We start from the raw sequence: 26,272 nt of genomic DNA, 5'->3' as shown, positions 1-26,272 counted from the left end.
TTATACATTGTGGTTATAATTTAGAAGAAAATTAATTTTTGTAATTCTCTTTCAAAATTACCGGCAACTCAGTGTCAAAATGCATTGCCCGTATGGTATTTAATAGACAAACGGCTTGTGTTCTGGTGCAACAAACTTCCCGGAGCGAATGTCGCTGATATAGTCATCAGCGATGTCTTCCAGGCGGTTGGGACGCTTTCCAACTTGCCGCACCAGGGCCTCGATTTGTGCCAGATCTAAATCTTTAACTCCATATTCCTTGGCGATATAAGCCCATACATATGCTCTGGGAAAGCGTTCCTGCTTTAAGAAAATGGTAGACAGACTGTAGAATATCTCGGGTTCAATGGTATCGCCGGATTCATAGAGTTCCAGGGCGTGGTAGAGAAGATTCACGGTTTTGTCTAAATCCTTTTTAACATAGTATTCTGCTAATTTGACCTGCAGATCCGGTTTCTCTAACTCGCCGGTGTTTTCCAGCGCCAAAAACTGCGTCATTGATTCTTCTTTGCCAAAGCGTGACCAGTGGTAGTGCAGCAGATAAGGGTATTTAGAATCTTTAGTATCCCTTGCTAACTGTGCTAACTGACGTCTGGCAGTGATCACCCCTTTAACCCGGTCGGTTTTCTTTTCTTTGCGCTTAATGTGCTCTATCTGTGCAGCTTTGCCGATACACACTTTGTAATCTTCAAATTGCAACAACAATTGGTACTTAAGTGGGTCAGAGGGGGCCTGTAGATTGGCATAGCGGGTGCGAATGATCTCTGCTTTTTCCTTTCTGCAATGAGCGTCAGTATTAAGATCCTGACACATCTGCGGATAATCGCGGCAGATTTGCGAAATGGTCTTTTCACCAAAAAATGCGTTTTCACAAGCAGTCAGAAAAAAACAAATAGTCAGAAGACAAAGTAAACGCATTGAGCTGGCACCCTTTGGAGAAAACTTACAAACATAAAGCTGGTTTAACCCTGGTTATTGGTCAAACGTGAAAATTTAGCACAATTTTGTGCAAAGCATAGCTTCCCATAAAATAGCCGCCCTTCAAGTGATTAGCAATGTAAAAACCGGAAGAAATCAGCTTTTACGATTCTTTCATGACCATGAGGTAAACAACAAACATGAATCAGCAGTTAGAACAGGCGTTATTAAATAGTTGGCAGGAACGTCAGGAATACGCGGAGCAAATGCTTCCCTTGCTGGGCAAGCTATACCGTAATTTCGCTGTTGAAGTGACCGTTTTTGGGAAGCCATTAATGGGCGCGAGTGTCATTGATATTATCAAAGCGCATCGTAGCGTTCGGTTGCACAAAGAAGAAAAATTAAAAGTCAGATATAGCTTTGCCGTGTTAGAAGCTTTATCAAAAATGACGCTGTCTCCGGCGAAAGTGGATATCGGAAAGCTGGCTTATGGCTTCTATCACGAGGATCGCGCTAACGGTCTGGATATGGAAGCCTACCTGGCCCGGGAACTGGAAGGTGTGGCCGGATGTGTGGACAATCACGCACCACAAGACGTCGTGCTTTACGGTTTTGGTCGTATCGGACGTATCATGGCGCGTTTGCTAATCGAAAGACAGGGCGAGAATAATAAACTGAGATTGCGCGCTATCGTAGTCAGAGGCGGTAAAGACGGCGATCTGGAAAAACGTGCCAGTCTGTTGCGTCGTGACTCGGTACATGGTCCGTTTAACGGCAGTATAACGGTGGATCACGAAAGAAATGCGTTAAAGGCGAATGGCTCATACATTCAGGTGATATATGCCAATAGTCCTGAAGAAGTGGATTATGAGCAATATGGAATTAAAAATGCGCTGGTGGTAGACAACACCGGTGTTTGGCGCGACCGCGACGGACTGTCAAAGCACCTGGCCTCTAAAGGTGTGGCAAAAGTACTGTTAACAGCCCCAGGTAAAGGCGATATCAAAAATATCGTGTATGGGGTTAACCAGGACGATATCGTTGCCTCTGATCAAATAATGTCTGCTGCGTCCTGTACCACAAATGCAATTACGCCGGTGTTAAAGGCGCTGGATGAAAAGTACGGGATCCGCAACGGCCACGTTGAAACGGTACACTCATACACCAACGACCAAAACCTGATTGATAATTTCCACAAGGCAGAACGCCGCGGTCGCAGTGCTTCTCTGAATATGGTTATTACTGAAACCGGTGCAGCTAAAGCCGTGGCTAAGGCCTATCCTAAGTTGGCGGGTAAACTGACTGGCAACGCAATACGGGTACCAACGCCGAACGTTTCGTTGGCGATCCTGAACCTGAACCTGGACAAAGCCACATCAAGAGAAGAAATCAATGAATACCTGAAAGAAGTCTCATTGAACTCTGAACTGCAGGATCAGATTGATTACACCGCATCAACCGAGATTGTCTCTACCGACCTGGTTGGGTCTCGCGCAGCATCTGTAGTGGATTCTCAGGCGACAATCACCTCCGATGATCGCGTTACCCTCTACGTTTGGTATGACAATGAGTTTGGTTATACCTGTCAGGTGGTCAGAGTTGCCCAGAAAATGGCTGGTCTGACATTTGAACACGTGCCAAAGTGGTAGGCGTTAAAACGAGTCTGCGTTAAAATGCGCGAAAGTTGAAATAAAAACCCGGTTTGCCGGGTTTTTTGCTATCTGAGCTTCTGCATTTTAAAAACAGGTGACACTGTGCCACTAAATAAAAAAAAGTTACTCCGCTGGGGATGTGAGCTATCGCTGTTAGTACTCATTGTCGGTGCAGTCATTACCTTGCAAAGCAAGGATATGCTGTCTGCTGATGGTAGCAGCACTGTCCCTGAAGCCCGCCTTGTGAGCCTGAGCGGTGAGGTACTGCCGCTCGCAGAGCGGGGTAAACGTACCCTGATTTATTTTTGGGCGCCATGGTGTCAGATTTGCGCGCTCAGTATTGGCAGTTTACAAAATATCGAACAACAAGATTTGCATGTAGTTACTGTGGCAATGGATTATGATTCTGTTGAATCAGTGGCAGCATTTGTTGCAGAGCACGATGTACAAAATACGGTGTTATTGGGTACGCAAGCGATTAAACAGGACCTGCAAATTCTGGGATATCCCAGTTATTACCTTGTAAACGAACAGCGCAAGATTGTCGCCAAAAGTTATGGCTTAAATACTTCTGTGGGCATAAAAATGAACAACTGGCTTGCACAACTCCGGGAAAGTGCAGAAAAACCCTGATAAGCCCTGTTTTGTTTGGGCTTGGTGGGCTTTTGTGCTAGATTATTCCGCGTTTAAATTCCGGGAATAATAATAATGAGAATAAGCGCCAACTTCGACAGTGGCAACATTAACGTGCTGAAACAGCAGGCAGCCGATGATATCGAGCTGCAAATTCACAAAGATAATAATTCCGATTTTTTCCAGTGGTTCCATTTTTGTCTGGAGTCCACGGCTTTACAGTCCCATGTTATTCGAATCACCAATCTTAAAAACTCTGCTTACCCCGATGCCTGGGAAGGTTATCAGGCCGTCGCTTCATATGACCGCGAAACCTGGTTTCGCGTCGATAGCAGTTTTTCTGATGGCACCTTAACCATTGAATTTACGCCGGAAAATGAATGTACCTGGTTTGCCTACTTCGCGCCTTACAGTTATGACCGCCACCTGGACTTAATCGCCTGGTCTCAGGCTCAGACTGCCTGTCGTGCTGAATTTCTCGGTTACACGCTTGATGGCCGGGACATGACATTGCTGACGGTTGGCAGTGAAGGCGAGGGCAAAAAACGGGTTTGGTTGACGGCCAGACAACACCCGGGTGAATCCATGGCCGAGTGGTTTATCGAAGGATTACTGGAGCGGTTGCTCAACGAAGACGATCCGATGAGTCAGGCGTTGCTGCAGGAATGTGTATTCTACATAGTGCCGAACATGAACCCTGATGGCTCTGTTCGCGGTCATTTGCGCACCAACGCTAACGGTGTAAACCTCAACCGCGTATGGCACGATCCCAAAGAAGCAACCGAACCGGAAGTCTTTCACGTGCTGCAAAAAATGCATCAAACCGGTGTAGACCTGTACCTGGACATACACGGTGATGAAGCCATCCCCTACAATTTTGTTGCAGGGTGTGAGGGGAATCCGGACTATAGCGAGCGCCTTGCCCAACTCGAGGCAAACTTTAGTAAAATTCTGCTTAGCGTAACACCGGAATTCCAAACCACGCACGGTTATGCTAAAGATGCTCCTGGCAAAGCGAATATGACCGTCGCTTCAAACGCAGTATGTAATTATTTTGACTGCCTGGCGCTTACGGTTGAAATGCCATTTAAAGACAATGATAAACTGCCAGATCCTGCCTACGGCTGGAGCCCTGAGCGTAGTAAACGTTTTGGCGAAGATATGCTCACCGCCATTTTCAATATCAAAGAACAATTAAAATAAGAACGGAATAACAAGTAAGAGGGTAAAGCTTTGGAAGCATTAGGAAATTTTTTATTATTGCTGGACAGTTATCTTGGGAGTTCATGGTGGTTCCCATATGTCTTGTTAGGCACCGGTCTGTACTTTACGTTGTATCTGAAGTTTCCTCAGATACGCTATTTCAGACACGCTCTGCGCATTGTCTCCGGTAAGTATGACAAGAAAACCGACGAAGGTGATACCTCTCACTTTCAGGCACTGGCCACGGCGCTCTCCGGTACTGTCGGTACCGGTAATATCAGTGGTGTGGCATTAGCTATCTTTTTAGGTGGCCCTGCGGCACTGTTGTGGATGTGGGTTACGGCATTTTTGGGGATGACCACTAAGTTTGTGGAAGTCACCTTATCTCATAAATACCGTGAAAAAACCGAAGATGGCACCATGGCAGGGGGCCCCATGTATTTCATGGATAAGCGCCTGAACATGAAATGGCTGGCAGTGGGTTTTGCCATTGCTACCGTCGTCAGCTCATTTGGTACCGGCTCATTACCCCAAATTAATGGCATTTCAACCAGTATGGAAGCCACCTTTGGCATCGAACCCATTTTAACCGGTGGGGTATTATCGATTTTACTGGCCTTAGTTATTCTGGGCGGCATTACCCGTATTGCTGCGGTAACATCCAAAATCGTACCTTTTATGGCTGGCCTGTACATCATTGGTGCGCTGGCGGTTATTTTCTACAATATTGAAAATATTGGTCCTTCATTTGTTTCGATTTTTGAATACGCATTTACCGGCTCTGCCGCGGTAGGTGGATTCTTAGGTGCCAGCTTTGCTTATGCCTTCAATCGCGGTGTTAATCGCGGCTTGTTTTCTAACGAAGCTGGTCAGGGCTCAGCGCCGATTGCTCACGCATCAGCTAAAGCACACGAGCCTGTTTCTGAGGGTATGGTATCCATCCTTGAACCTTTCATTGATACCATCCTGATCTGTACGTTAACCGGTTTGGTTATTTTGTCGTCCGGTGTCTGGAATGAAAAGTTCGAGAATCAGTTTGATCGCACTGACATGCTTATTGTGGCAGGCGAATACAAACAAGACGATGATGCCAATAAAGTTGAACTGTACAAATTCTTAAATGACGATGGTGCGCACACCGTTGAACCGTTTAACGGCAAAATTGAAGTGGTTGCCGGCAAAGCACTGGGCAACGATTTCACCATTATCAATGCCCGTTCTATCGCAGAAAATATCAGCTTTAGCCTGAGCAGCAACGATGACCCATTCACGGGAACTCTGAATGTCGTGGATGGTAAGTTGGTGAAAGAAAATATCGTTGTCACCGGCAAGTCATTGATCCATTCGGCAACACTGACAACCAAAGCCTTTACACGGGGATTCTTTGGTGAGTCAGGGCAATACATCGTATCAATTGGTCTCTTATTGTTCGCCTTTTCAACGGCAATTTCATGGTCTTATTATGGCGACCGGGCAATGACTTACCTGATTGGTCCCCGGGCGATAATGCCATACCGCGTATTTTATATAGCCGGATTCTTTTGGGCTTCGTTTTCAGATACAACGTTAATCTGGTATTTGTCTTACGTCGCGATTGTGGTTATGACCTTGCCTAACCTGTTCGGCATCCTTATGTTACGTAAAGAGATGCGTGAAACTGTGGATCAATACTGGCAAGACTTTGAGAAAGAGCAAAACTCAAAATAACAGATAGCGCGGCCACAGCCGCGCTTTTGCTTTAATACTGAGACAGTTTTAACCCGTATAGTTACCTTATCTGAACCAAATTCGGAGTATTATTTTTTAATGTCGATCGTAAACTGTGTGTCCTGCAACAAAAAAATTTCCAGTCGTGCTGAGTCTTGCCCACATTGTGGCTTTTCCACAAGCGGTATGACTCAGGATGATGAGGAACGTAAAAAGCGACACAAACATTTTCTGAAAGTGCAATCCATTAATAATCAGGCTGCGTTAGCGGTACTGCTCTTTGTTGCCGGTTTTGCCTACATGTATTGGGGCGGTGTTAGCCCCAGTGAAAAAGAGTGGTATATTGCAATGAGTGTTTCTGGCATTGGATTTTTTTGGTATATCATCAATCGGATTCGAATGGTGATCGTGAAACGTTCTAAGAGATAGCAACCACGCCATGACTCCCGAAACACTTCTCAGGGCTATGACCCCCGACATTTATGAGCGGCTTCGACAGTCTGTTGAAACCGGAAAATGGTTGGATGGGAAACCATTGTCTGAAGAACAAAAAAACACCTGTATGCAGGCCATCATGATTTACCAATCAAAGGTGCTGGCCAGTAAAGAACACATGACGGTTGACGAAAACGGCGAAATCGTTCACCTGTCAAAACAGGAATTTAAAAAACAATTTAACTCGCAGCGCGATATTGCCCGGTTTAAGCAAGATGATTTTTAGCAAACTTTTTCAACCCAAGTACAAGCACAAGGACCCATTAGTTCGTATTCAGGCTATTGGTACGCTCTCTGCAGAAGAGTCACAGCACAAATCGGTGTTACATGAGCTGGCCTTCAACGACAGTGACAACCGCGTTAGTGTTGCGGCGCTAAATAAGCTCAACAACTTTGATCTTTGGTGGAAAATGATGGAAATCTCCAAAGACGAGCGCCTGGCCAGGCACGCCAGAAGCAAAGTAGAAGACGCGTTATTGGGTAAAAATGACATCGCCATTTCACCGAAGGCGCGCAATGCTTTTATCAAAGAGTGTAAGAATAATTCGCTGCTGGAAACCCTGTTGCAAAAACACGCTATTGAGGAAAGTGACACCGATATATTTTTGAGTGTGCTGAATCGCCTGAATAAAGCGCAGTTAACTCTTCGTACTTTGCTAAACACGCAAAATAAGGCGTTGCAGGAAGCCTTATTTGACAAGGTGTATGATGAAGCTGAATTGGCCAGGATCGTAAAAAAGGCAAAGGACAGCGCGTTGGTTGAACAAGCGCGACAGCGCCTGGAGCGTATTCAGACAGATAAACTAAAGCCCATTCAGTTGGAAAAAGAGGTTAAGTTAACGCTGTCAAAATTACTGGCGCTAGCCGAAGAGTCCGATTTTCAAAAGTTTCAGGATGTCTGGCAGGCACTGCAAAGCGAGTTTCAGGCGCAACAGGCACAGTTTAACCTGTTGGCAACGGAACAGGCGCAATCACTGCTTGGCAAATATCAGGAAATAGAACACAAGTTAAAGAATAAGTCTGGTCGATTGCGTGGTGACTGGGATGTTCAACAGGAACTCGCTCGCACCAGTGCGGCACTGAAATCCGCGTCACAACGATGTGAAAACGTCTTATCTCAGGTGGAAAGTGCGCTGTCCAGTCATGCAGCGGATATAACTCTGGGCGAGCTGGAATCCTTTAACGAACAAATCAGCCAGGCGGAGCAGGACCTGAACGATATGCTGTCAGTACCGCTGACAGATGCAGAGCGACGTGGCATCGAGGATTTAATCAATAAACTGATGACCAGCAGAACCAGTCTGGACTCACTACCGGCATTGCAACAAGCCCTGACACAAGGTGAAGAGGTGCTGCAACAGATTCAAAAACTCAGCCTGCCTGATGATGTCAGCCAGATTGACGCGGCTCAGATGTACCTCAATGAGACGGCTGAACGGTGGCAAGATATAACCACCGGTTTTAAATCTATCTGGCCAAAAGCTTTGCAGCAAAGGTGGTCTGAGAGTCAGAAAGAATGGAAAAAGGCATTGCAGCAATTGCGCAAAGAACTGCAGGAGCAAGTTTCCAGGGTGCGAGGCCGCTTGAATGGTATTGAAAAAGCTATCGCACAGGGCCGGTTTAAAAATGCCATGCGCAATTATGAACAGATTAAACAAGATTATCTGAGCTTGCCGGAAGGGCAGCAAGTCAGGCTGTCCAGACAGTTTGATAAAGTCAAAGAGCAAATTGAAAACCTGCAAGACTGGCAGGCTTATATTGCCACTCCCCGCAAACCTGAGTTATTAAAAGAGATTGAGCAACTGGTACTCAATCCTTTGGACCCGGAAACTCAGGCTGAGCGGGTAAAAGAGCTCAGAAAGGAATGGAATGCCCTGGGTGTCGTGGCCAATGAAACCGATGATGTGCTGAACAATGCATTCAATCTGGCTTGTGAAGAGGCATTTAAACCCTGCCGTGAGTATTACGCCGAGCAGGAGAAACAACGACTGGAAAATCTAGAGGCGAAGCAAAAACTGTTGGCAGAGTTACAGCAAAAGCCTACGGATGACGTTGTTGAACTCAGTAAAGCATTGCGTCAAATGCAAACCCAGTGGAAGCAAGTTGGTGCAGTAGATTACAAGGATCTGGAACCCCTGAATGCGCGCTATCAGCAGGTGGTTAATCCGCTAAAAGATAAAGTGAATCAGTTCTATCAGGACAATGCACAATTAAAACAAAACCTGTTGCAAAAGGCTGAGGCGCTGTTATCGCTGGAGGACTGGAAAGAAGCCACCGAAACCGCAAAGAAAATCCAGCAGCAGTGGAAGCAAATTGAATTTGCCGGGCAACGGCTCGAAAACAAATTATGGTCAGATTTCAGAGCTATCAACGATAAAATCTTTGCTAAACGGGAGAGCGCTGTTAATGAGCAAAATGACGCTGCCCAGGCGCGTTTGACAGAAATAGAGCGAATTTTGCAAGACGCTCAAAAGACCCTGAATGACAGTAGTAACAAAGCAGAAATAGAGCAGTTTTTGAATGACCAGTGGCAGGTGTTGTCTCAGGAAATTCAGTCTCTGCCTCGTAAATTAAATGCGGATGTCTTCAGGTTATCTCAGCAGATAAAATCCGAATTGCAGGAAAAATTACTTTATTTGGGAGACAGTCAACGCACGGCTCAGTATCAGGCTGTATTTGAAGCACTGGCTGCATGGCAACAATCTCAGGTACCAGAGTCTGCCACTGAATTGCCTAACTACTGGCGTCAGGCCTTTCATACGGCCACGCTGGTGGAACATGAGCTCAGCGATTTTAACCGCCATCAGTTGGTGATTTTATTGGAGCTTTTGCAGGATAAAACCTCACCTGACAACGATGAAGCCGAGCGCAAACAGGTGCAATTGCAACTCATGACATTAAAGCTGCAGGAAGGCATCAATCTGGATACGGATGAAATATTGAAAGTATGGATTTCACTGGGGCCGCTGTCCGGGTCTGACGCACAGTTATTACCCCGGCTAAAAACCTTGTTTGGGATCTGACTATCCCTCTGTACACTGTGTCACCAGAGGCTATTCTGGTGACACCTTCGTCTGGATTTGCTGTTCTGTGCAAATTATTCGCTTAATTCACCTTTGATATTGCTGCTCATCTTCTTTCTTGATAATTCGAAGTCCAGGCCAGTACTCAGCAGGAAATGCAACTTCGCCAACGCGGCTTCAGGGGTCATATCCATACCTGACACCACGCCGACTTGTTGTAGCGCTTTGCCTGTTGCATAACCTTCCATATTCACTTTGCCATGCATACATTGAGTGCAATTAACAACCATGATCTGTTTGTCATGGGCCCGTTTGAGTTCCTGCAATATGCCTTCATTTTGCGGGGCATTACCGACGCCGTAGCTCAATAAAATTAAGGCTTTTACCGGTTGCATTAGCGTATTGTGAATAACCTTGTCGCTGATACCCGGATACAGAGTGATAACCCCAACCGGTTGAGGCGCCACAGGCTGTACTTTTAATTCATTGCCCTTCGCCAGAGACACTTTTCCAGCAACTACCTCAATATTGATACCCGCCTGTAACAACACCGGAAAGTTTGGCGAAGTAAATGCATCAAAGCCATCGGCGTCTGTCTTGCGGCTGCGGTTACCTCTGAGCAGTTTATTGTTGAAGAACAGAGATACTTCAGGAATAGGGTAGTTGGCAGCGATATACAGTGCGTTTAACAGATTGGTTTGACCGTCAGAGCGCAGCTCTGCCAGTGGGATCTGTGAACCGGTTACGATGATAGGTTTATCCAGGTTATCCAGCATAAAAGACAGCGCAGAGGCGGTATAGGCCATAGTGTCGGTGCCATGTAAGATAATAAAACCATCAAACTGTTGATAATTTTGCTGGATGTCCTGGGCGATTTGCATCCAGTGTGAAGGGTCCATATCTGAAGAATCGATCAGTGCATCGTATTCATGGATGACAAACTCCGGCATCTCACTGCGATAGAATTCCGGCATCTTTTGAACCGTATCTGCCAAAAAGCCCTTAACCGGGACGTATCCCTTGTTTGAAGGTTGCATACCAATGGTGCCACCGGTATAGGCTACATATATTCTTTTCTTCTGCATTTTTGCAATCTTATGTTTAGGGACGAGGCGCGCAAATTATGCCATTGAAGGCAAGGGGGATAAAGAAGGCAAGGGGATAAAAGTGTTTAGAGGTAAAAACTGCAGAACCAGACAGAAAAATCCGGGCTTCACTGCCCGGTAAAAGAGAATTGATAATACGTTAACCAGTGGTGATATTATCACCAATTCACCTCAAGTTTAAAGCTCTTTTTTTATACAGCGTGAGATTTTTCACAATAAGGATAAAACCTTTCCCTGGTCTTTATCCTGATAAAGGGTTAAGTGTTAATACTCACACATAAAACAAAGCGCATACATGCCTCTGGGATCATTCAGACTGCCCAGTTTGTCATAGTCACTGACCAATTGTTGAACCATATTCATTAAGCGGTGATCACTGTCAACGGTAATTGCTTTGCCCACCAGTGCGGATGCACCGCCAAAAAACTCTTTCCAAAATTGTTCAGACGCGGAAAGTGGGCGTTCAACGTATTGAATGTCGTAACGTTCCATGCTGGCGAGGTTGGCTGCGGATTGCACGGCATCGTTCAGATAACCCAGATTGTCAACCAGCCCCAGGGACTTTGCTGTTTCACCAATCCAAACGCGACCCTGAGCGATTTCATCTACCCGCTCTACAGGCATATCTCTGGCGGTGGATACCAGCTCAATAAATTGCTCGTAACCATGCTCGATACTGCGCTGAAATATATTGCCAATCGCCGGATTTAATGTTCTGGCCGGTGAAAAGGCGCCTGAAAACTCAGTCGTACCCACACCGTCGGTATGGATGCCCAGCCAGCCTAAAGTATCTTCGTAAGTCAGAAACATACCAAATATGCCGATGGAGCCGGTGATAGTCGATGGCGCAGCCCAAATCTCATCCGCGTTGGCAGATATCCAGTAACCTCCGGATGCGGCCATGGAACTCATTGAGGCTACGACAGGTTTGCCGGCTTCTTGCAGCAGTTTGACTTCCTGGCGAATAATTTCTGACGCAAATGCACTGCCTCCCGGCGAATCAACCTGCAATACTACTGCCTTGATATTGTCGTCCAGACGGGCTTGCCGCAATAACCGGGCGGTGCTGTCTCCGCCGATCGTACCCGCTTTTTGATTGCCGTTTAAAATGGTGCCTTTTGCCACCACAATGCCGACCTTATCGGTATCGTTTTTAAGCAGCGGTAAAGGTTTTACAACCTGTAAGTACTTTTCAAAGTCGATATTGGAAAACCCTTTTTTAGAACTGTCTTTACCGACTAATTCCACTAACTCGAGGCGCACTTCTTCGCGGGTTTTTAAGGCATCAACCCAATTGTTTTGCAATGCGTATTGCGCAAAATCACCCCCGGCGTTTTCAAACTTGAGCATAAAATCATTGATCTGCTCATCAAAATTTTCCACGGTAAAACCCCGTGCCTGGGCGATGTCTTGTTTGTATTGTGACCAGAGACTATTTAACCAGGCTTCGTTGGCTTGTTTAGCTTCTTCTGACATGTCATCCCGTAATACTGGTTCAACTGCCGATTTAAAGGTACCAACCCGGAATACGTGAGTCTTGGCTTTTAATTTTTCCAGTGCTGACTTGAAATAGGCCTGATATCGACCAAATCCGTCCAGGAACATGAATCCCATCGGATTGAGGTAAAGGTGATCGGCATGGCTTGCCAGGTAGTATTGCCCTTGAGAATAAAAATCCCCAATGGCGTAGACGGGCTTATCAGCCTGCTTAAAGTCTTCGATGGCCATGGCGATTTGTTTTAACTTGTCCATACCGGCGTTACCCAGGCCGTGCAGATCCAGTACCATCGCTTTGATGCGATTATCCTGTTTAGCATTTTCAATGGTCCACAATACATCTCTGAGCAATACTTCCGGGTTTTCTTCCCGTTGATCAAAGGCTTCCCGCATAAACTCATCAAAAGGATCAACGGTTTGTTTTTGAATAACCACATCACCGTACAAATTCATCACTAATGCGGAATTTTTGGGAACACTGATTTGTTCCTCACCTGACATCAGTGCGTAAACGATAAAACCAACAATCCCTAAAAACACAATATTAAATACCAAATTTCTAAAGAAATTTAATAGTGTCCATATGCCGGTAAAAAAAGATTGAGTCCAACTTCTATCTCTAGACATAATTCTCTCTAATTTAAACAACTGTCTATAATCGTACCTAATGTCAAAACAATAACACAATGTGAAATGTAATTTTTTATGTTGTGAACCTTGTCAGATTAGATACACTGTTTTGAAATACAGGTAAGACCAGTTAGTTATGAATAAAAATCCTCATTACCCTCATTTGTTTGAACCGCTTGATTTGGGGTTCACCACACTTAAAAACCGAACCCTTATGGGATCGATGCACATTGGCCTGGAAGAAGAAAAAGGCGGCCATGAAAAAATGGCGGCGTTTTACGCTGAAAGGGCGGCTGGTGGTGCCGGTTTAATCGTTACCGGTGGTATTGCGCCTAATTATCAGGGATGGGTGATGCCGTTTGCGGCACGCATGACGAAAAAAAGCCACGCCAAAAAACACAAAGTTATTACGCAGGCTGTGCATGACCACGGTGGTAAGATATGTATGCAAATTTTGCATACCGGCAGATATGCCTATCATCCCTTTGCCGTGGCTCCCTCGGCCCTGAAAGCGCCGATAAATCAGTTCAAGCCCAAAGCTTTGTCCTCACGGGGCGTCAGGCAAACTATTAAGGATTACGGCCAAAGTGCACTGATGGCTAAAGAAGCCGGATATGACGGTGTGGAAGTCATGGGCTCTGAGGGTTATCTGATCAATCAGTTTTTATGTCCCAGAACCAACCATCGCGAGGATGAATGGGGAGGTAGCTTCGAGAACAGGGCGCGGTTTGCCGTGGAAACAGTAAAAGCTGTTCGGGAAAGAGTGGGTACCGATTTTATTATTATCTTCCGGTTATCAATGTTGGATTTGGTGGAAGGCGGTAGCAACTGGCAGGAAGTTGTCGCACTGGCAAAAATGATTGAGGCTGCCGGGGCCACCATAATAAATACCGGAATTGGTTGGCACGAAGCCCGGGTACCGACGATTTCCACCTCGGTACCCAGAGCCGCATTTACCTGGGTAACTGAGCGCTTAAAAGGGGAGGTAAGTATTCCGCTTATTACCACCAATCGAATCAACACCCCGGAAGTCGCAGAGCAGATTCTGGCCAGCGGTCAGGCTGATATGGTGTCCATGGCACGCCCCTTTCTGGCGGATTCTGATTTTGTGAATAAAGCCGAAAAAGGTTTGGCGGATCGCATTAACACCTGTATTGCCTGCAATCAGGCCTGCCTGGATCACGTATTTCAGCGCAAACGTGCCTCCTGTCTGGTGAACCCGCGCGCCGGTTATGAAACCGAGTTAAATTTCCCATTAACCAATCACAAGAAAAAGATAGCCGTAGTGGGCGCAGGGCCTGCCGGACTGGCATTTTCATGTTATGCCGCTGAGCGAGGACATGAAGTACACCTGTTTGACAAGGCCGGGGATATCGGTGGCCAGTTTAATTATGCCAAACGCATTCCCGGCAAAGAGGAATTCTACGAAACGTTGCGTTATTTTAAGCACCGCCTGCAAGACGCCGGTGTCAATGTGCATCTCAATAGTTTGCAAACTGCGCAAAGTATAGCCCAGGGGGGCTTTAATGAAGTGGTGTTGGCAACCGGTATTATGCCTCGGCAACTGGATATACCAGGCATAGAAGATGAAAAAGTCATGACCTATCTGGATGTTTTGCGGGACAATAAACCCGTTGGTCGTAAAGTAGCTATTATTGGTGCTGGTGGCATTGGGTTTGACGTAGCAGAATTTATTGCCGAAGAGCACTCTTTAACGGTGGACCCGGAGAAGTGGCTTAAGAACTGGGGAATAGATAAAGACTATAAGGAACGTGGTGCACTCGCTGAACCTACTCACACAGCCAGTGAGCGGGAAATTTATCTGCTGCAGCGCAAAGCCAGTAAAGTGGGCAAAGGGCTGGGTAAAACCACCGGCTGGATACACCGCGCTACGTTGCAGCAAAAAGGCGTGAAAATGATGCCAGGTGTCACCTATGAGCGCATTGATGAGCAGGGACTGCATATCGTGGTTAATGAACAGCCGCAATTGCTGGAAGTGGATAATGTGATTGTTTGTGCCGGACAGGAGCCCTTTAAAGCATTCCATCGGGAACTGACGGAGCTTTCTGACGTGAAAGTCCATATTATTGGCGGTGCTGATGTCGCAGCAGAACTGGATGCCAAGCGCGCTATACGACAAGGCGCAGAATTGGCCGCTGTGATTTAAACCGGGCAGAACACAGAGGGCGATTGCCCTCTGATTGCTATCATATTCCGGAACTCTTTCACAAAATAACCAAATATCTTTGAATAAAATAACTTCACTTGCCAAACTGAGATTATGAATATTTCCCTACGCCAGGTAGGGATAACCGAGCAGGCGAAGATGACATCATTCACAGTTTCAAAAACAGGTTACCTATGTAAATCACGAGCAGTGGTCGCGGCGACTTTACTGGCAGGATTGTTTGCAACACAAGCTCAGGCCAATCGTTTTGGATTGGGCAGTGGCGATAATGCAACCGGCAGAACCGGCATGACATGCGCGCAATCAGGATGTCATATTTCGGGCCAGGATTATCGTTCCTCACTGGCTTTCAGTGGTGAAACAACGGTTTTACCCGGCAGCTTAAACGATATCAGTCTGATTTTAAGTTTTCGTCCGCCCTCGGGAGTGTCGACGCCCGTTGCAGGATTTCAGGCTGAATTGTCCGACAGTGATGCTTCCCTGGTGCCGGGGGAATTACAAAAGAATGATACATTGGGCCGCCTGACCCATTCTTCACCTCAGTTTACATCCGGAAATAGCGCAACATTTAGTTTCCAATGGCAGGCACCTGAAGTGCCTGGCAGTGTGACACTGTATGCCTGCTCTCAACCAGCCAACAATGATTTTTTCCAGACCGGTGATGATGCTTCTCCGGCCTGTATTGAGCAGGTTTTAACTGTGGCGGACGAATCCCCTCAGGAGCCAGGAGAACCCGGTGATTTTGTCCCCTACGATTATGATGGTGATGGCCTGGCGGATGTGGGAGTCAGAAGGCCCTCTACACAATTTCAGTATATTAGTAATTCATCTGACGGCAATACACAGCGCCATCATTTCGGTAAGCAATCGGAAGATATCCCGGTTTCCGGCGATTTTGATGGTGACGGCATTGCAGATGTTGCCGTTAGAAGACCGTCAAACTATTTTTGGTACATTCAGAATAGCTCAGATGATGCCCTGCAACGCATTCAGTTTGGCAAAGATGAAGCAGATATTCCTGTTCCGGCGGATTATGACGGCGATGGTATTACGGATGTCGCGGTTCGCCGGGCTTCCAATCAGATGTGGTATATCCTGAATTCTGGCGACGGTGAAATTCAACGAGTAAATTTTGGTAAACAGGCCGAAGATATTCCTGTTCCGGCGGATTACGACGGTGATGGTATTGATGATATTGCAGTGCGCAGACCTTCTAACTTTACCTGGTATATTTTGCGTTCCAGTGACGGTGAGTTAGAAAGTGTGGTATTCGGCAAAGATGAGGCTGATATCCCGGTTCCCGCGGATTACGATGGCGACGGCAAAGCCGATGTGGCGGTTCGCAGAGCATCTAATCAATTTTTCTATATTCTGAATAGTTCAGACGGTGAATTACAGCGCATCAATTTTGGTAAACAGGCGGAAGACGTGCCAATCGTGGCTGATTACGATGGCGATGGAAAAGCTGATGTGGCTGTGCGCAGGCCGTCAACACAATTTCAGTATGTACTGCGCAGTTCTGATTCCCTGATTGAGCGCATTCAGTTCGGGCGTCAGGCAACGGATGTGCCACTGGCCGCACCGGTATTACAACGAATGCAAATGGTGACAGAGGCCAACGCTGTAAGCGAGCAGGTGGAAAAAGAGCAGGTTGAGTGGTGGGATATGGATCTTATCGCGGTAGAACCAGAATAAAACGAGCGAATCAGGCAGGGACAAGCCATTGTCCTTTGCCTGAAAAGCGTTGTGTGATTAGCACCAGTGTTCGAAAAACTCCTCGCCAACTTCATTGTCTTTTTCGATATTGTCTGCCCCGGGTGTCCCCAGATAAAGAAAACCGACAATCTCGTCCTGTTCTTCCAGAAATAAAGCGCTTTTCAGGTTCTCGTCCTGTGCGTAAGCACCGGTACGCCAGATGCCCTGAAAACCCTGAGCGACAGCCGCCATTTGCATTGAGTTTATGGCACTGGCTGTGGCCGCCACCTGTTCTACCCAAGGCACTTTAGGGTGCTCTTTAAACTGCATAATAGCGATGATCACCATTGGCGCTCTGAGTGGTAATTCCGGCGCCCGTTCAATATCCCGTTCACTCATATCACTGGCAATCGCCGCCTGCTCTAACAAATCCCCCAGCTTTTTACGGCCATTGCCTTCGCAAATGATAAATTTCCAGGGCTTTAATGAGGCATGATCCGGTGCTCTCAGTGCGGCTTTTTTAATGTTTTCCAGTGCTTCACCAGCAGGAGCCGGCTCTTTTAGCCTTGGCTGAGACTGTCGGGTAGTGAGTAGTTCAATAGCGTCCATTGTGAGGATTCCTCCCATGTATTTGGGACCAGTAATGGCTGCTTTATAGCGAATCATTTGACGATTTTCAATGGCTAAGACTATTCTGTTAAGAGAAGTAATGCTGATCTGATTAAATATGCAACGGGAACGGTGTGTCCCCCCAACGTGGTTTAAATATCGGGTGCTTTACCTGTGGCTGAAATATTGAGCTGATCCCGAAAACAATGAATATTATGAAAAAACAAAATCAACAGCGTGGTTTTAGTGGTTTCTTCCTTCGCCACCAAAAAAAGGTCAATCCTAAAAAGCCGGTTGCAAATGTGTTATCTGAATATGCAGAACAGGATTTGGAGCGAATTGCGGTTTTGATAAAGGAGTGGTTAGCGCGGGATGAAAAAGATAAAGCCGGTGTTGCGCCCAGGCGTAAACCGAAGCGATAACGTATCGGGGCAGGGAACCTGCCCCAGATCGCTATTCAGAGAAAGAGTTATGCACCCTCAGACGCAGACATTAAATCAATCTCTGCATCGCTGTTATCTCTCTCAATATACATTTTGATCAGCTCAGCTGGTTTGAAGCCACACGCCATCGACATCGCTAAAAACTGGTTCATGCTTGGTGAACCCACATTCTTTTCCCAGTTTTCATAAGTTTTACGCGTTTTAACGCTGGCAAACTCGGCCATTTGAACGGTTGTTTTACCTGCTCTTAAGCGCATGATGCGCAAATCAGTACCAGTGATAATCATAATAACGATCCTCTTTCGATAAAGTGTAATTTGAATTACCGATTATTTCTTCTCAGCACTGTAATGGTAAAAAATATTTTGTGGGACGAGATTAACATGCCTAAAAAAAACAGCGTAAAATTGTTAAGTGACTGAAATATAGTGAAAAATAGTTTAAAAAAAGTTCAGTGTTAGGGTTTTTACTGGCCTCTGAAGCCCTGTGCCTGTAACCGAATATCGTGTTGTTAGGAATGATAATTTCTCTCATTCGTTTCATTGGTGAGATTAATTGACCTTTTACGCCTGGGTGGAGATTAAAAAGTAGCCAATGTAAATTATACTTTATATGTATATTAACGAAATTTTAATTAATTTTTATTATTTGCATTGAGTGGATTTTATCCCATGGTTCGGGTTAACTGAGTACAATATAATTCGGCTATGTCTTACAAACTTCGGCGCTTTTGTCCCACATATTCGGGTAGCAGTAATGAGGGGAAGTCATGCACCAACAGGTCGGTTAGTTGTCCGGTTTTTAGCAGACAATTAAGCGTGCTCGATAGCTTGCGATTGGTAGGGTTAATTGAGAAGTCTTGGTTGGGGAGCTTTGGAGCCGTATTATCGATTTTACGGCCGTTAGTATGAATCGCAGACTTACCCGGAACAGGTTAGCAAAGTCGTAGCTAACCTGTTTTCTAATATGGCTGAAAAAAAGGCACCGTAATCGGTGCCTCAGTTGTACATGGCCGGATATTAATACTCAGCAGTACCAGGTGTTCTTGGGAAGGGGATCACATCCCGCACGTTCTGCATTCCGGTCACGTAGGCGACCAGTCGTTCAAAACCCAATCCAAAGCCTGCGTGAGGTACAGTACCGTAGCGTCTTAAATCGCGGTACCAGCCGTAATCTTCTTTGTCCAGATCCATTTCTTCCATACGTTGATCCAGAACATCCAGACGCTCTTCACGCTGTGAACCACCAATAATTTCACCAATTCCCGGAGCCAGAACATCCATGGCGGCCACCGTTTTACCATCCGGGTTCATGCGCATATAAAACGCTTTAATGTCTTTGGGGTAGTTTTGCATGATAATAGGCGCACCCACATGTTCTTCTGCCAGATAACGTTCGTGTTCCGATGCCAGGTCAATGCCCCATTCCACAGGGAACTCGAATTGTTTTCCGGATTTTTGCAGGATGTCGATGGCATCGGTGTAATCCATACGAACAAAGTCTTGCCCGATGACTTTTTCCAGACGTGATATCGCTTCTTTGTTGATGCGTTGCGCAAAGAAAGCCATGTCGTCGGCTCGTTCTTCTAACACGGCTTTAAACACGTATTTCAACATATCTTCTGATAGTTGTGCGATATCAGCCAGATCAGCAAATGCGACTTCAGGCTCGATCATCCAGAATTCTGCAAGGTGGCGACTGGTATTGGAATTTTCCGCTCTGAATGTTGGCCCGAATGTATATACTTTGGACAAGGCACAGCAGTAGGTTTCAACGTTAAGTTGGCCTGAAACGGTTAAAAACGCTTCTTTACCAAAAAAATCTTTCGAGTAATCCACGTCACCCTTATCATTTTTAGGCAAATTTAGTGCATCCAGCGTAGACACTCTGAACATCTCACCAGCACCTTCGGTATCACTTGCTGTAATAATTGGCGTGCTGATCCAATAATAGCCGCGTTCGTGAAAGAAGCGGTGAATCGCCTGAGAAAGACAGTTTCTGATACGGGTGACGGCACCAATAACATTGGTTCTGGCGCGAAGGTGAGCATGCTCTCTTAAAAATTCGATACTGTGGCGTTTAGCCGCCATAGGGTAGGTATCCGGATTTTCTACCCAGCCCAAAATTTCAACCTGTTCGGCTTCAATTTCCAGAGCCTGACCTGCACCTTCTGATTCTTTCAGTAATCCTGATACAGATACTGAACATCCTGTGGTTAGTTTTTGAATATCAGCGTAATTATTTAAACTATTTAAGGCGATGACCTGTACCGGGTCAAAGCAGCTGCCATCATGCACTGCAACAAAGGATAAACCTGCTTTGGAATCGCGACGCGTGCGAACCCAGCCTTTTACTACGATTTTGTCTCCTGCTTGGTACTTACCTGACAGTACCTCTGCGACGGCGGCGTGTGCCATTCAAATCTCCACTTATGAATCATGTAGGTCGCGAGTGCGACTTAATTGGTTAATGATGCTGCAGTACAGTTTTAGGCTGTAATGCGTCTGGATACCGTATGTTACTTTTTGTTTCCTGTTAAACAAGCACAATCATAGGAAAAAGTGACATTTTTTATGGAATTGTCGGGTAATTGCGTTAATCGGAGGTTTTTTGCAAAAGAGTATGCTCAGAGCGGCCTATATAATGCGCCACAATTTGTGTCAGTTCACCAGTGTCTTTTAAGGCAGCGATGGCTCGGTTAATTCGACTCAGGAGGTAGCGATGTTCTTTTCTCAGCCTGATGTGTAAATCTCCGGCGGAATGCAGGGTGGCAAATGCGATTTTGGTTCGTGATTGTTCCGCCCAATAGACCGCCGGCAGGTCGCCTAATATTGCGGCCTGTATTCTGCCTTTGCGCAATGCCTGGATGAGTTGAATTTCGGAATTAAAATCAACCCGCTCGAATAAATGATCATTGTTGTACAAGTAGCCGCGAATAGTTCCTATCTTCTGGCCAAAGGTGGCTGATAACGTCGGGTAACGGTGTTGGTTTTCGGGCAAAGTTACAATGTATTCCTTTATTACAATCAAGCCATCACTGAGCACAAATTCCTGAGAAACCTGCTGGCCTGGAAACCAGCTCGGGCTAACCACATCAAAATCCAGCTCGCCGTTGGCTAATGCCAACAGAGTTCTTTTAGGGGGCAGTGACACCGGTAATCCTTTGATGTCTGCATGTTTGAGTATTTTGTCAATTAGCTCTGCAACGATACCGGGCTGTTTTGCATCCGGGATAAAATAAGGATACCAAGCGTTTGAACCAGATATGTCATAACGCAGGGCAGTGGCGTCTGTGGGGCTGTTTACTACTGGAAATGAGCTCAGGGAATAACCCTGGCCTGGAATGAGCCAAAGGAGCAAGAGGAAAATACACCGCATTTGACGCGATGAAAATTGAAGTAACTTCATCTTTTTGTAATCGATTGCATTAATGTTTAATTCAGACTACTTGTCAGACCATAAGGGAAATTATGAAGGATGAGATATCGAAAGCAATGCTACTTTTGTCTGATAAATAAACCTGGTTGCAGTTTGGGTAAGGCCGGATTTGTAATACCCAAAGGCACGGATTGAGACTTTTGCAGCACAGTGTAATGGCGATCTGACTTATTTTCTGCCAGTGTTTTGAATGGGAGGGTTAACCATGGTCGTAGGTTGCACACGTCCTTGCTTTTGCTGAGTAACATGCGCTGTTTCATGGGGCAAATGCCGTTCGCCGCCACGCGCAGTGTGCACTGCGTTGCCTTGCGCATAAGCATGAGCCTGAACACTGGCAGCTTGTGCAGAATGTGTTCGTATTCTGACATTTGACAGATCAGTACCTGCTAAATGTTCAGTACTTGTTCTTAGGTTGTTTGGTAACCCGTTTCTGCCATTTGCCATATTGCTCTCCAACTTTGGGTTATCATAGCACTGTGTTGTAAGCAATGCTATTCAGGCGTTCTGGGACTGTAATGACGTTTTAACCAGGCACTCAATCCATCTAAACCGGGAAATAATACTCGTTCAGTGATATTTGACTGATCTAATTTATCTCTGACTTCCCATTTTATTTCTCTGGGGATAACAATGGCCATGTTGTCGATTTGATGTTTTTCCAGCAGATCATCCAGTAGTAAATGGGCACCTGAAGCAACCGAAAATAAAGCATGTTGATTAACGATACGGGCATCCGTTGAAGGCGGTTCGTAAAATATGAAGAACTCCTCTTTGCTCATCAAGTCAAATTCTTCCAGGTCTTTGACCAGGCTTTCAAGCATTTCCAAAGTGAATACATTACCGCCTTCATTGTCCAGGCAGTCACGCATTTTCCTGGGGAATTGCTTGTAGGAGTCGTGGTAATTAACCTTCCAGATAATGCCATCTTGTTCGGCGTAATCAATATCGGCAGTGGCAAAGTGCAGGGCAACAAGCGGTGAATACGTCCAGTCCAACATCCGGGTGGGCAAACCGTGATGCTGAGCAATAGTCAACCAGTGCCAGATAGCATCTGTGGTATCGAAACTGTCGTGTCCATACTTGCGAAAATTGCGAAGCAGGTGTTTCTCCAGAGTTTGATATTGGCCGCCCAGGCGCATCAGTGAAGTTTTTAAATCAAACTTTTCCGAGGGTTGCCCTCTGAACGCAAAAGGAGAGCGGTATCTGGCTATTTCATCATTCCATGAACCCGCGAACAGTAATTCATGTAAATGTGCCCATGACTCTGCAATTATGGTGTTCATGATTACCGGCTACCTACAGTAAAAAGCCCGGATAAATCCGGGCTTTTGTTGCGTTTAAAGGACTTTCACCAGGGCTTCTGCCAAATCGTCCACATTGCTCAGTGAAATACCGGCAATGTTGACCCGGCTGGAGTCGACAAAGTAAACGGCACTTTCTGCACGCATTTGCTGTACCTGTTCCGGTGAAATACACAGGAAGGAAAACATGCCTTTTTGTTGCGTGACAAAGCCAAAATCCATTGCTGCGCCTTTTTCCTGGAGCTTTTTCACTAACAAAGCGCGCAGATCCTGCATGCGGTTACGCATTTCAGATACTTCAGATTGCCACAGCGCTTTTAACTCCGGGTCATTCAAAATAATATCAACCAGGGCAGCACCCCAGGACGGTGGCATAGAATAGTTGGCACGGGCCACTGACTGAATTTGTGTTTGCAGGTTGCGACGAATTTCATTTGAGGCAGTAACCACACACGCCATACCCGTGCGTTCACGATATAAGCCGAAATTCTTTGAACAAGACGCTGACAAAATCATTTCCGGCAGGTTTTCAGATAACAAACGTATGCCGTAAGCATCTTCGTCCAGGCCGTCGCCAAACCCCTGATACGCCACGTCAATAAAGGGCACAAACCCGGTCTTTTGAGCCGCTTCTAACACTGCCTGCCACTGAGCTTGATTTAAGTCCTGACCGGTAGGATTGTGGCAGCAGCCATGTAGCAACACGATGTCGCCTTTATTGACTTTTAACAGGGTTTCCATCATGGCATCAAAGCGAATACCGCGACTTTCTTTGTCAAAGTAAGGGTATTTTTCGATTTTCAATCCGGCAGTTTCAAAAATAGGGATGTGGTTTGCCCAGGTAGGATCGCTCACCCAAACAGTCGCCTCGGGATTACCTCTGGCGATTAACTCTGCCAACAGGCGCAACGCGCCGGTTCCACCGGGTGACTGCACTGCGGTAATTCTGTCTTCTAAAATAGCTGGGTGGTTTGCACCAAAAAGCAATTCTTTCATGCCGGAAAGAAAACCTGAAACGCCCTGAGGAGCGATATAGGTTTTAGTGGTTTCTGTGTCCAGAAGTATTTGTTGCGCTTTAGCGACGGATTTTAGAATGGGCGTGTTGCCCTGTTCATCTTTATAGACACCAACACCCAAATCAATTTTCTTCGGGTTTTGGTCTTCTTTGTAAGCAGCTGATAGTCCCAAAATTGGGTCCGCAGGCAAGGGCGGTAATACTTCGAACATAATATTCCTCTGTGAATTTCGGTACCGGACCAATGAAAGCATGAATAAGGGCGATATTATGACACTTTGTTATTTATTTACGAGTACTGTTGCGCTGATCAGACTGTAAAAATAAGACTATCATTGAACAAACTGTAATAAGTGTTCTGTTTTGTTGCCAGTTATTTGTCCCTGTGGGTTGAATGTGCGTTCGTGCCACATGGCGTCACCCTGTGTATCGACCCAAAAAAGCGTTGATGTTCGGGTGCCGTAGCCCTCAGATTGAATGAAGATCGACGACAATTGTTTTTCCCACTGCTCCGGAATTCCCGTTTGGGGGAGCAGGTGGTCTGCGGCTTTTTCTTCGTTGCGCAGCAATGCCAGTAAACTTTCCGAATCGACGTACTGTTGTTGCTGACAATAGGTTTTCAATGCCTGTACACCTTTGTTAATTTTGGGCCATGGGCTGTTGAGATTGGCATTGGATAAGCCGTAAAACCCCGGACTTAAAAACTGTAGCGAATCTTCATGGTTATTATACACCGCCAGATCATTCCAATGTCCAAACAGCAGGTTGTAGCCGTTGTAATGATGGCGCTGCTGATGCAGGCGTTGCACATAGTCGGGTCTGAGCTGAGGTTGACTCAGATAATCCAGTACCAATCGCCCCCGGCTATCGGCATCGTCCCGGTTTAAGTGAGGAGCCCGAATGTTGGTCAGCGCGCTGATAAAACCACCTTTGGTAACGCCCATCCAGGTACCGCCCGCTTCTAAATCCTGACCGGCCAGTAAATCCGGAAACTTTTCCCAAAAGTGACTTTCACTGGTTGGACGTTGATAAAACTCATCGCGGTTTGCCGCGATGATCAGTGGATAGTTGGGGTGCTGTTTAACTGCAATGAATAAAATACACATAAGTGGTGGATAACCTAAACAAACGTCGACACTGTCCTGATAGACAGGGTAAAAATCACAAGCATTTCACCTATTGTATTGAGCCCGGTCTAGTTTACAAATTATCATTTATACTATTAGGGCGTGTTGTGCGTTTTGGATTTACCGGTTTATGGCACTCTGTCAGCACCTGTATTTTACCTGGCCAATATCAGAGAGTCTGAGGTGCTTTGAGTATATGTAATAGCAACTCTTAACAGTATTTTAAACGTTTTTATGGTAGCTTCTGATGATTCTCATTATCAGAGCCACAAAGCTCAGTATTTATTCAACTTTTTGACGTTACCATGTCCGATATTCTTAAACAAAAAGGGTTTAACACCCGCTTAGTGCACGCCGACAGATTACTGAACGACCCTCAGGATGGTGCTGTGCACCAGGCAACCAATAATTCAGTATTATTTAATTACCCCGATATTCAGGATCTGGTGGATATTTTTCAGGGTAAGGTGGCCGGCCATGCCTATTCAAGACAGTCCTCCGCATCCATTGATGCGCTACAGAACATGATCTCGCAACTGGAAGGCGGCGTTGGCTCGCTGACTTTTGCTTCCGGAATGGCGGCAATTACCACGGCGTTTTTAGCCTTGTTACAACAGGGTGATCATTTAATCATGAGCCAGTTTGTATTTGGCAATACCAGCAGCTTCATTGGCACAATGCGACGCTATGGCATTGAGATTAGCGTAGTGGATGTGACTGATGTTAGCGAAGTTGCACAGGCAATACGTCCCAACACCCGCGCTGTTTACGTAGAAACCATAGCCAATCCGGTCACCCAGGTTGCGGATTTATTACCCATTGGCGAGTTGTGTGAGCAGCACGGGCTGTTATACATGGTAGACAATACCATGACGCCGGCGTACATCTTTGATGCGAAATCAGTGAAAGCATCTTTACTAATGGGATCACTGACCAAATATTACGCTGGCCATGGCCAGGTTCTCGGCGGTGTTGTCGTCGACACCGGCTTGTTCGACTGGGCACAATATGCCGGAATCCAGGACAGTTTCAGATCACTGCCAGTCGCCATGCAGGGTTTGATGCAAATTAAGAAGAAAGGCTTGCGGGATATGGGGGGATGTTTAACCTCTGAATCTGCACATGCTATTTCGATCGGTATGGAAACCCTGGCATTACGTATGGATAAAACCTGTGACAATGCGATGCAACTTGCAAAATACCTGCAAAGTCACCCTAAGGTTGCCAATGTGTATTACCCGGGCCTGGAAGAGCACCCACAACATGTCAAAGCGGCACAATATTTTGCGCAATTTGGTGGAATACTCAGTTTTGATCTGGTTGATTCAGTAGATTGTTTTGCTTTTATGAATAAACTGCAACTGGTGCTAAACGCGACGCATTTGGGAGACACCAGAACACTGGCCATTCCGGTAGCGCACACCATTTATTTTGAAATGGGAGAGAAAGTCAGAGCGGAAATGGGGATCAGTGACAATATGATCCGTCTTTCCATTGGCATTGAAGATATCGCTGATCTTATTGCAGACTTTGAACAAGCCCTGGCATAAAACAATACGCCAATGATGTAGGGGAGGGGAATCCTCCCCAAA

The 26,272-nt window shown here is 46.0% G+C and carries 22 protein-coding genes; 11 read left to right on the top strand and 11 right to left on the bottom strand.

The genetic code is table 11. The annotated features are described in order from the left end of the window. Positions 1–99: 99 nt before the first annotated feature. Positions 100–918, bottom strand: a complete 819-nt coding sequence (locus tag AC0J20_RS04135; protein ID WP_229530542.1) for a DUF2989 domain-containing protein — start codon at positions 916–918, stop codon at positions 100–102. A gap of 200 nt (positions 919–1,118) precedes the next feature. Between AC0J20_RS04135 and AC0J20_RS04130 the strand changes: the two genes are divergently transcribed. From AC0J20_RS04130 to AC0J20_RS04100, 7 genes are all read left to right on the top strand, one after another. Beyond that, on the top strand, positions 1,119–2,567 hold the full coding sequence (locus tag AC0J20_RS04130; protein ID WP_229530543.1) for a glyceraldehyde-3-phosphate dehydrogenase: 1,449 nt from the start codon (positions 1,119–1,121) through the stop codon (positions 2,565–2,567). Between the two features lie 105 nt (positions 2,568–2,672). Beyond that, the gene (locus AC0J20_RS04125; protein ID WP_473020727.1) at positions 2,673–3,203 is read left to right on the top strand and encodes a TlpA family protein disulfide reductase; all 531 of its coding nucleotides are present in this window, start codon (positions 2,673–2,675) and stop codon (positions 3,201–3,203) included. A gap of 75 nt (positions 3,204–3,278) precedes the next feature. Next, positions 3,279–4,406, top strand: a complete 1,128-nt coding sequence (locus AC0J20_RS04120) for a M14 family metallopeptidase (protein ID WP_229530545.1) — start codon at positions 3,279–3,281, stop codon at positions 4,404–4,406. Between the two features lie 30 nt (positions 4,407–4,436). Next, the gene (locus AC0J20_RS04115) at positions 4,437–6,113 is read left to right on the top strand and encodes an alanine/glycine:cation symporter family protein (protein WP_229530546.1); all 1,677 of its coding nucleotides are present in this window, start codon (positions 4,437–4,439) and stop codon (positions 6,111–6,113) included. Positions 6,114–6,212: 99 nt separating this feature from the next. Further along, the gene (locus AC0J20_RS04110) at positions 6,213–6,542 is read left to right on the top strand and encodes a hypothetical protein (protein WP_229530547.1); all 330 of its coding nucleotides are present in this window, start codon (positions 6,213–6,215) and stop codon (positions 6,540–6,542) included. A 10-nt stretch (positions 6,543–6,552) separates the two neighbouring features. Further along, positions 6,553–6,834: a YeaC family protein gene (locus AC0J20_RS04105; protein ID WP_229530548.1), complete on the top strand. Its 282-nt coding sequence runs from the start codon at positions 6,553–6,555 to the stop codon at positions 6,832–6,834. Beyond that, on the top strand, positions 6,824–9,631 hold the full coding sequence (locus AC0J20_RS04100) for a DUF349 domain-containing protein (RefSeq protein ID WP_473020726.1): 2,808 nt from the start codon (positions 6,824–6,826) through the stop codon (positions 9,629–9,631). Before AC0J20_RS04105 ends, AC0J20_RS04100 begins: the two co-directional genes overlap by 11 nt. A 74-nt stretch (positions 9,632–9,705) precedes the next feature. On the opposite strand, the gene ansA is transcribed toward AC0J20_RS04100, so the two are convergent. Together ansA and sppA are read right to left on the bottom strand one after the other, a co-directional pair. Beyond that, a complete protein-coding gene (gene ansA, locus AC0J20_RS04095) occupies positions 9,706–10,716 on the bottom strand; it encodes an asparaginase (RefSeq protein WP_473020725.1) in 1,011 nt (336 codons plus the stop codon). 285 nt (positions 10,717–11,001) lie between these two features. Continuing rightward, the gene (gene sppA / locus AC0J20_RS04090; RefSeq protein WP_229530551.1) at positions 11,002–12,861 is read right to left on the bottom strand and encodes a signal peptide peptidase SppA; all 1,860 of its coding nucleotides are present in this window, start codon (positions 12,859–12,861) and stop codon (positions 11,002–11,004) included. 139 nt (positions 12,862–13,000) lie between these two features. Between sppA and AC0J20_RS04085 the strand changes: the two genes are divergently transcribed. Then, the gene (locus AC0J20_RS04085) at positions 13,001–15,031 is read left to right on the top strand and encodes an oxidoreductase (RefSeq protein ID WP_229530552.1); all 2,031 of its coding nucleotides are present in this window, start codon (positions 13,001–13,003) and stop codon (positions 15,029–15,031) included. 114 nt (positions 15,032–15,145) lie between these two features. Further along, complete coding sequence (locus tag AC0J20_RS04080) at positions 15,146–16,747, top strand: FG-GAP repeat domain-containing protein (protein ID WP_473020724.1); 1,602 nt, start codon at positions 15,146–15,148, stop codon at positions 16,745–16,747. A 57-nt stretch (positions 16,748–16,804) separates the two neighbouring features. Here the strand turns inward: AC0J20_RS04080 and AC0J20_RS04075 are convergent, their stop codons facing one another. Next, entirely contained in the window at positions 16,805–17,356 is a 552-nt protein-coding gene (locus AC0J20_RS04075; RefSeq protein WP_229530554.1) for an NAD(P)H nitroreductase, read from the bottom strand. A gap of 215 nt (positions 17,357–17,571) precedes the next feature. On the opposite strand from AC0J20_RS04075, the gene AC0J20_RS04070 reads away from it, so the two are divergent. Next, positions 17,572–17,778 (top strand): hypothetical protein, encoded by a 207-nt coding sequence (locus tag AC0J20_RS04070; protein ID WP_473020723.1) that lies wholly within the window; start codon positions 17,572–17,574, stop codon positions 17,776–17,778. A 47-nt stretch (positions 17,779–17,825) separates the two neighbouring features. Here AC0J20_RS04070 and AC0J20_RS04065 read toward each other — a convergent pair whose 3' ends face one another. The 7 genes from AC0J20_RS04065 to AC0J20_RS04035 form a co-directional block, all read right to left on the bottom strand. Next, the gene (locus AC0J20_RS04065) at positions 17,826–18,086 is read right to left on the bottom strand and encodes a helix-turn-helix domain-containing protein (RefSeq protein ID WP_229530556.1); all 261 of its coding nucleotides are present in this window, start codon (positions 18,084–18,086) and stop codon (positions 17,826–17,828) included. A gap of 732 nt (positions 18,087–18,818) precedes the next feature. Further along, positions 18,819–20,216 (bottom strand): asparagine--tRNA ligase, encoded by a 1,398-nt coding sequence (asnS, locus tag AC0J20_RS04060; protein ID WP_229530557.1) that lies wholly within the window; start codon positions 20,214–20,216, stop codon positions 18,819–18,821. A gap of 178 nt (positions 20,217–20,394) precedes the next feature. Continuing rightward, positions 20,395–21,159, bottom strand: coding sequence for a substrate-binding periplasmic protein (locus AC0J20_RS04055; RefSeq protein ID WP_473020722.1), 765 nt, complete (start codon positions 21,157–21,159; stop codon positions 20,395–20,397). 246 nt (positions 21,160–21,405) lie between these two features. Continuing rightward, entirely contained in the window at positions 21,406–21,681 is a 276-nt protein-coding gene (locus AC0J20_RS04050) for an eCIS core domain-containing protein (RefSeq protein ID WP_473020721.1), read from the bottom strand. Between the two features lie 47 nt (positions 21,682–21,728). Continuing rightward, positions 21,729–22,520 carry an FRG domain-containing protein gene (locus AC0J20_RS04045; RefSeq protein ID WP_229530560.1) on the bottom strand — a complete coding sequence of 264 codons (792 nt, stop codon included), beginning with the start codon at positions 22,518–22,520 and terminating at the stop codon, positions 21,729–21,731. A gap of 54 nt (positions 22,521–22,574) precedes the next feature. Continuing rightward, positions 22,575–23,765 (bottom strand): amino acid aminotransferase, encoded by a 1,191-nt coding sequence (locus AC0J20_RS04040; RefSeq protein ID WP_229530561.1) that lies wholly within the window; start codon positions 23,763–23,765, stop codon positions 22,575–22,577. A gap of 120 nt (positions 23,766–23,885) precedes the next feature. After that, the gene (locus AC0J20_RS04035; RefSeq protein ID WP_473020720.1) at positions 23,886–24,659 is read right to left on the bottom strand and encodes an NRDE family protein; all 774 of its coding nucleotides are present in this window, start codon (positions 24,657–24,659) and stop codon (positions 23,886–23,888) included. A gap of 326 nt (positions 24,660–24,985) precedes the next feature. Here AC0J20_RS04035 and AC0J20_RS04030 point away from each other — a divergent pair, with 326 nt between their 5' ends. Next, complete coding sequence (locus AC0J20_RS04030; RefSeq protein ID WP_473020719.1) at positions 24,986–26,230, top strand: cystathionine gamma-synthase family protein; 1,245 nt, start codon at positions 24,986–24,988, stop codon at positions 26,228–26,230. Positions 26,231–26,272: the final 42 nt, after the last annotated feature.

This window comes from Planctobacterium sp. R6, assembly GCF_055755215.1.
The sequence above is the reverse complement of the archived record's forward strand: the minus strand, read 5'-3'. Positions and strand labels throughout refer to the sequence as shown.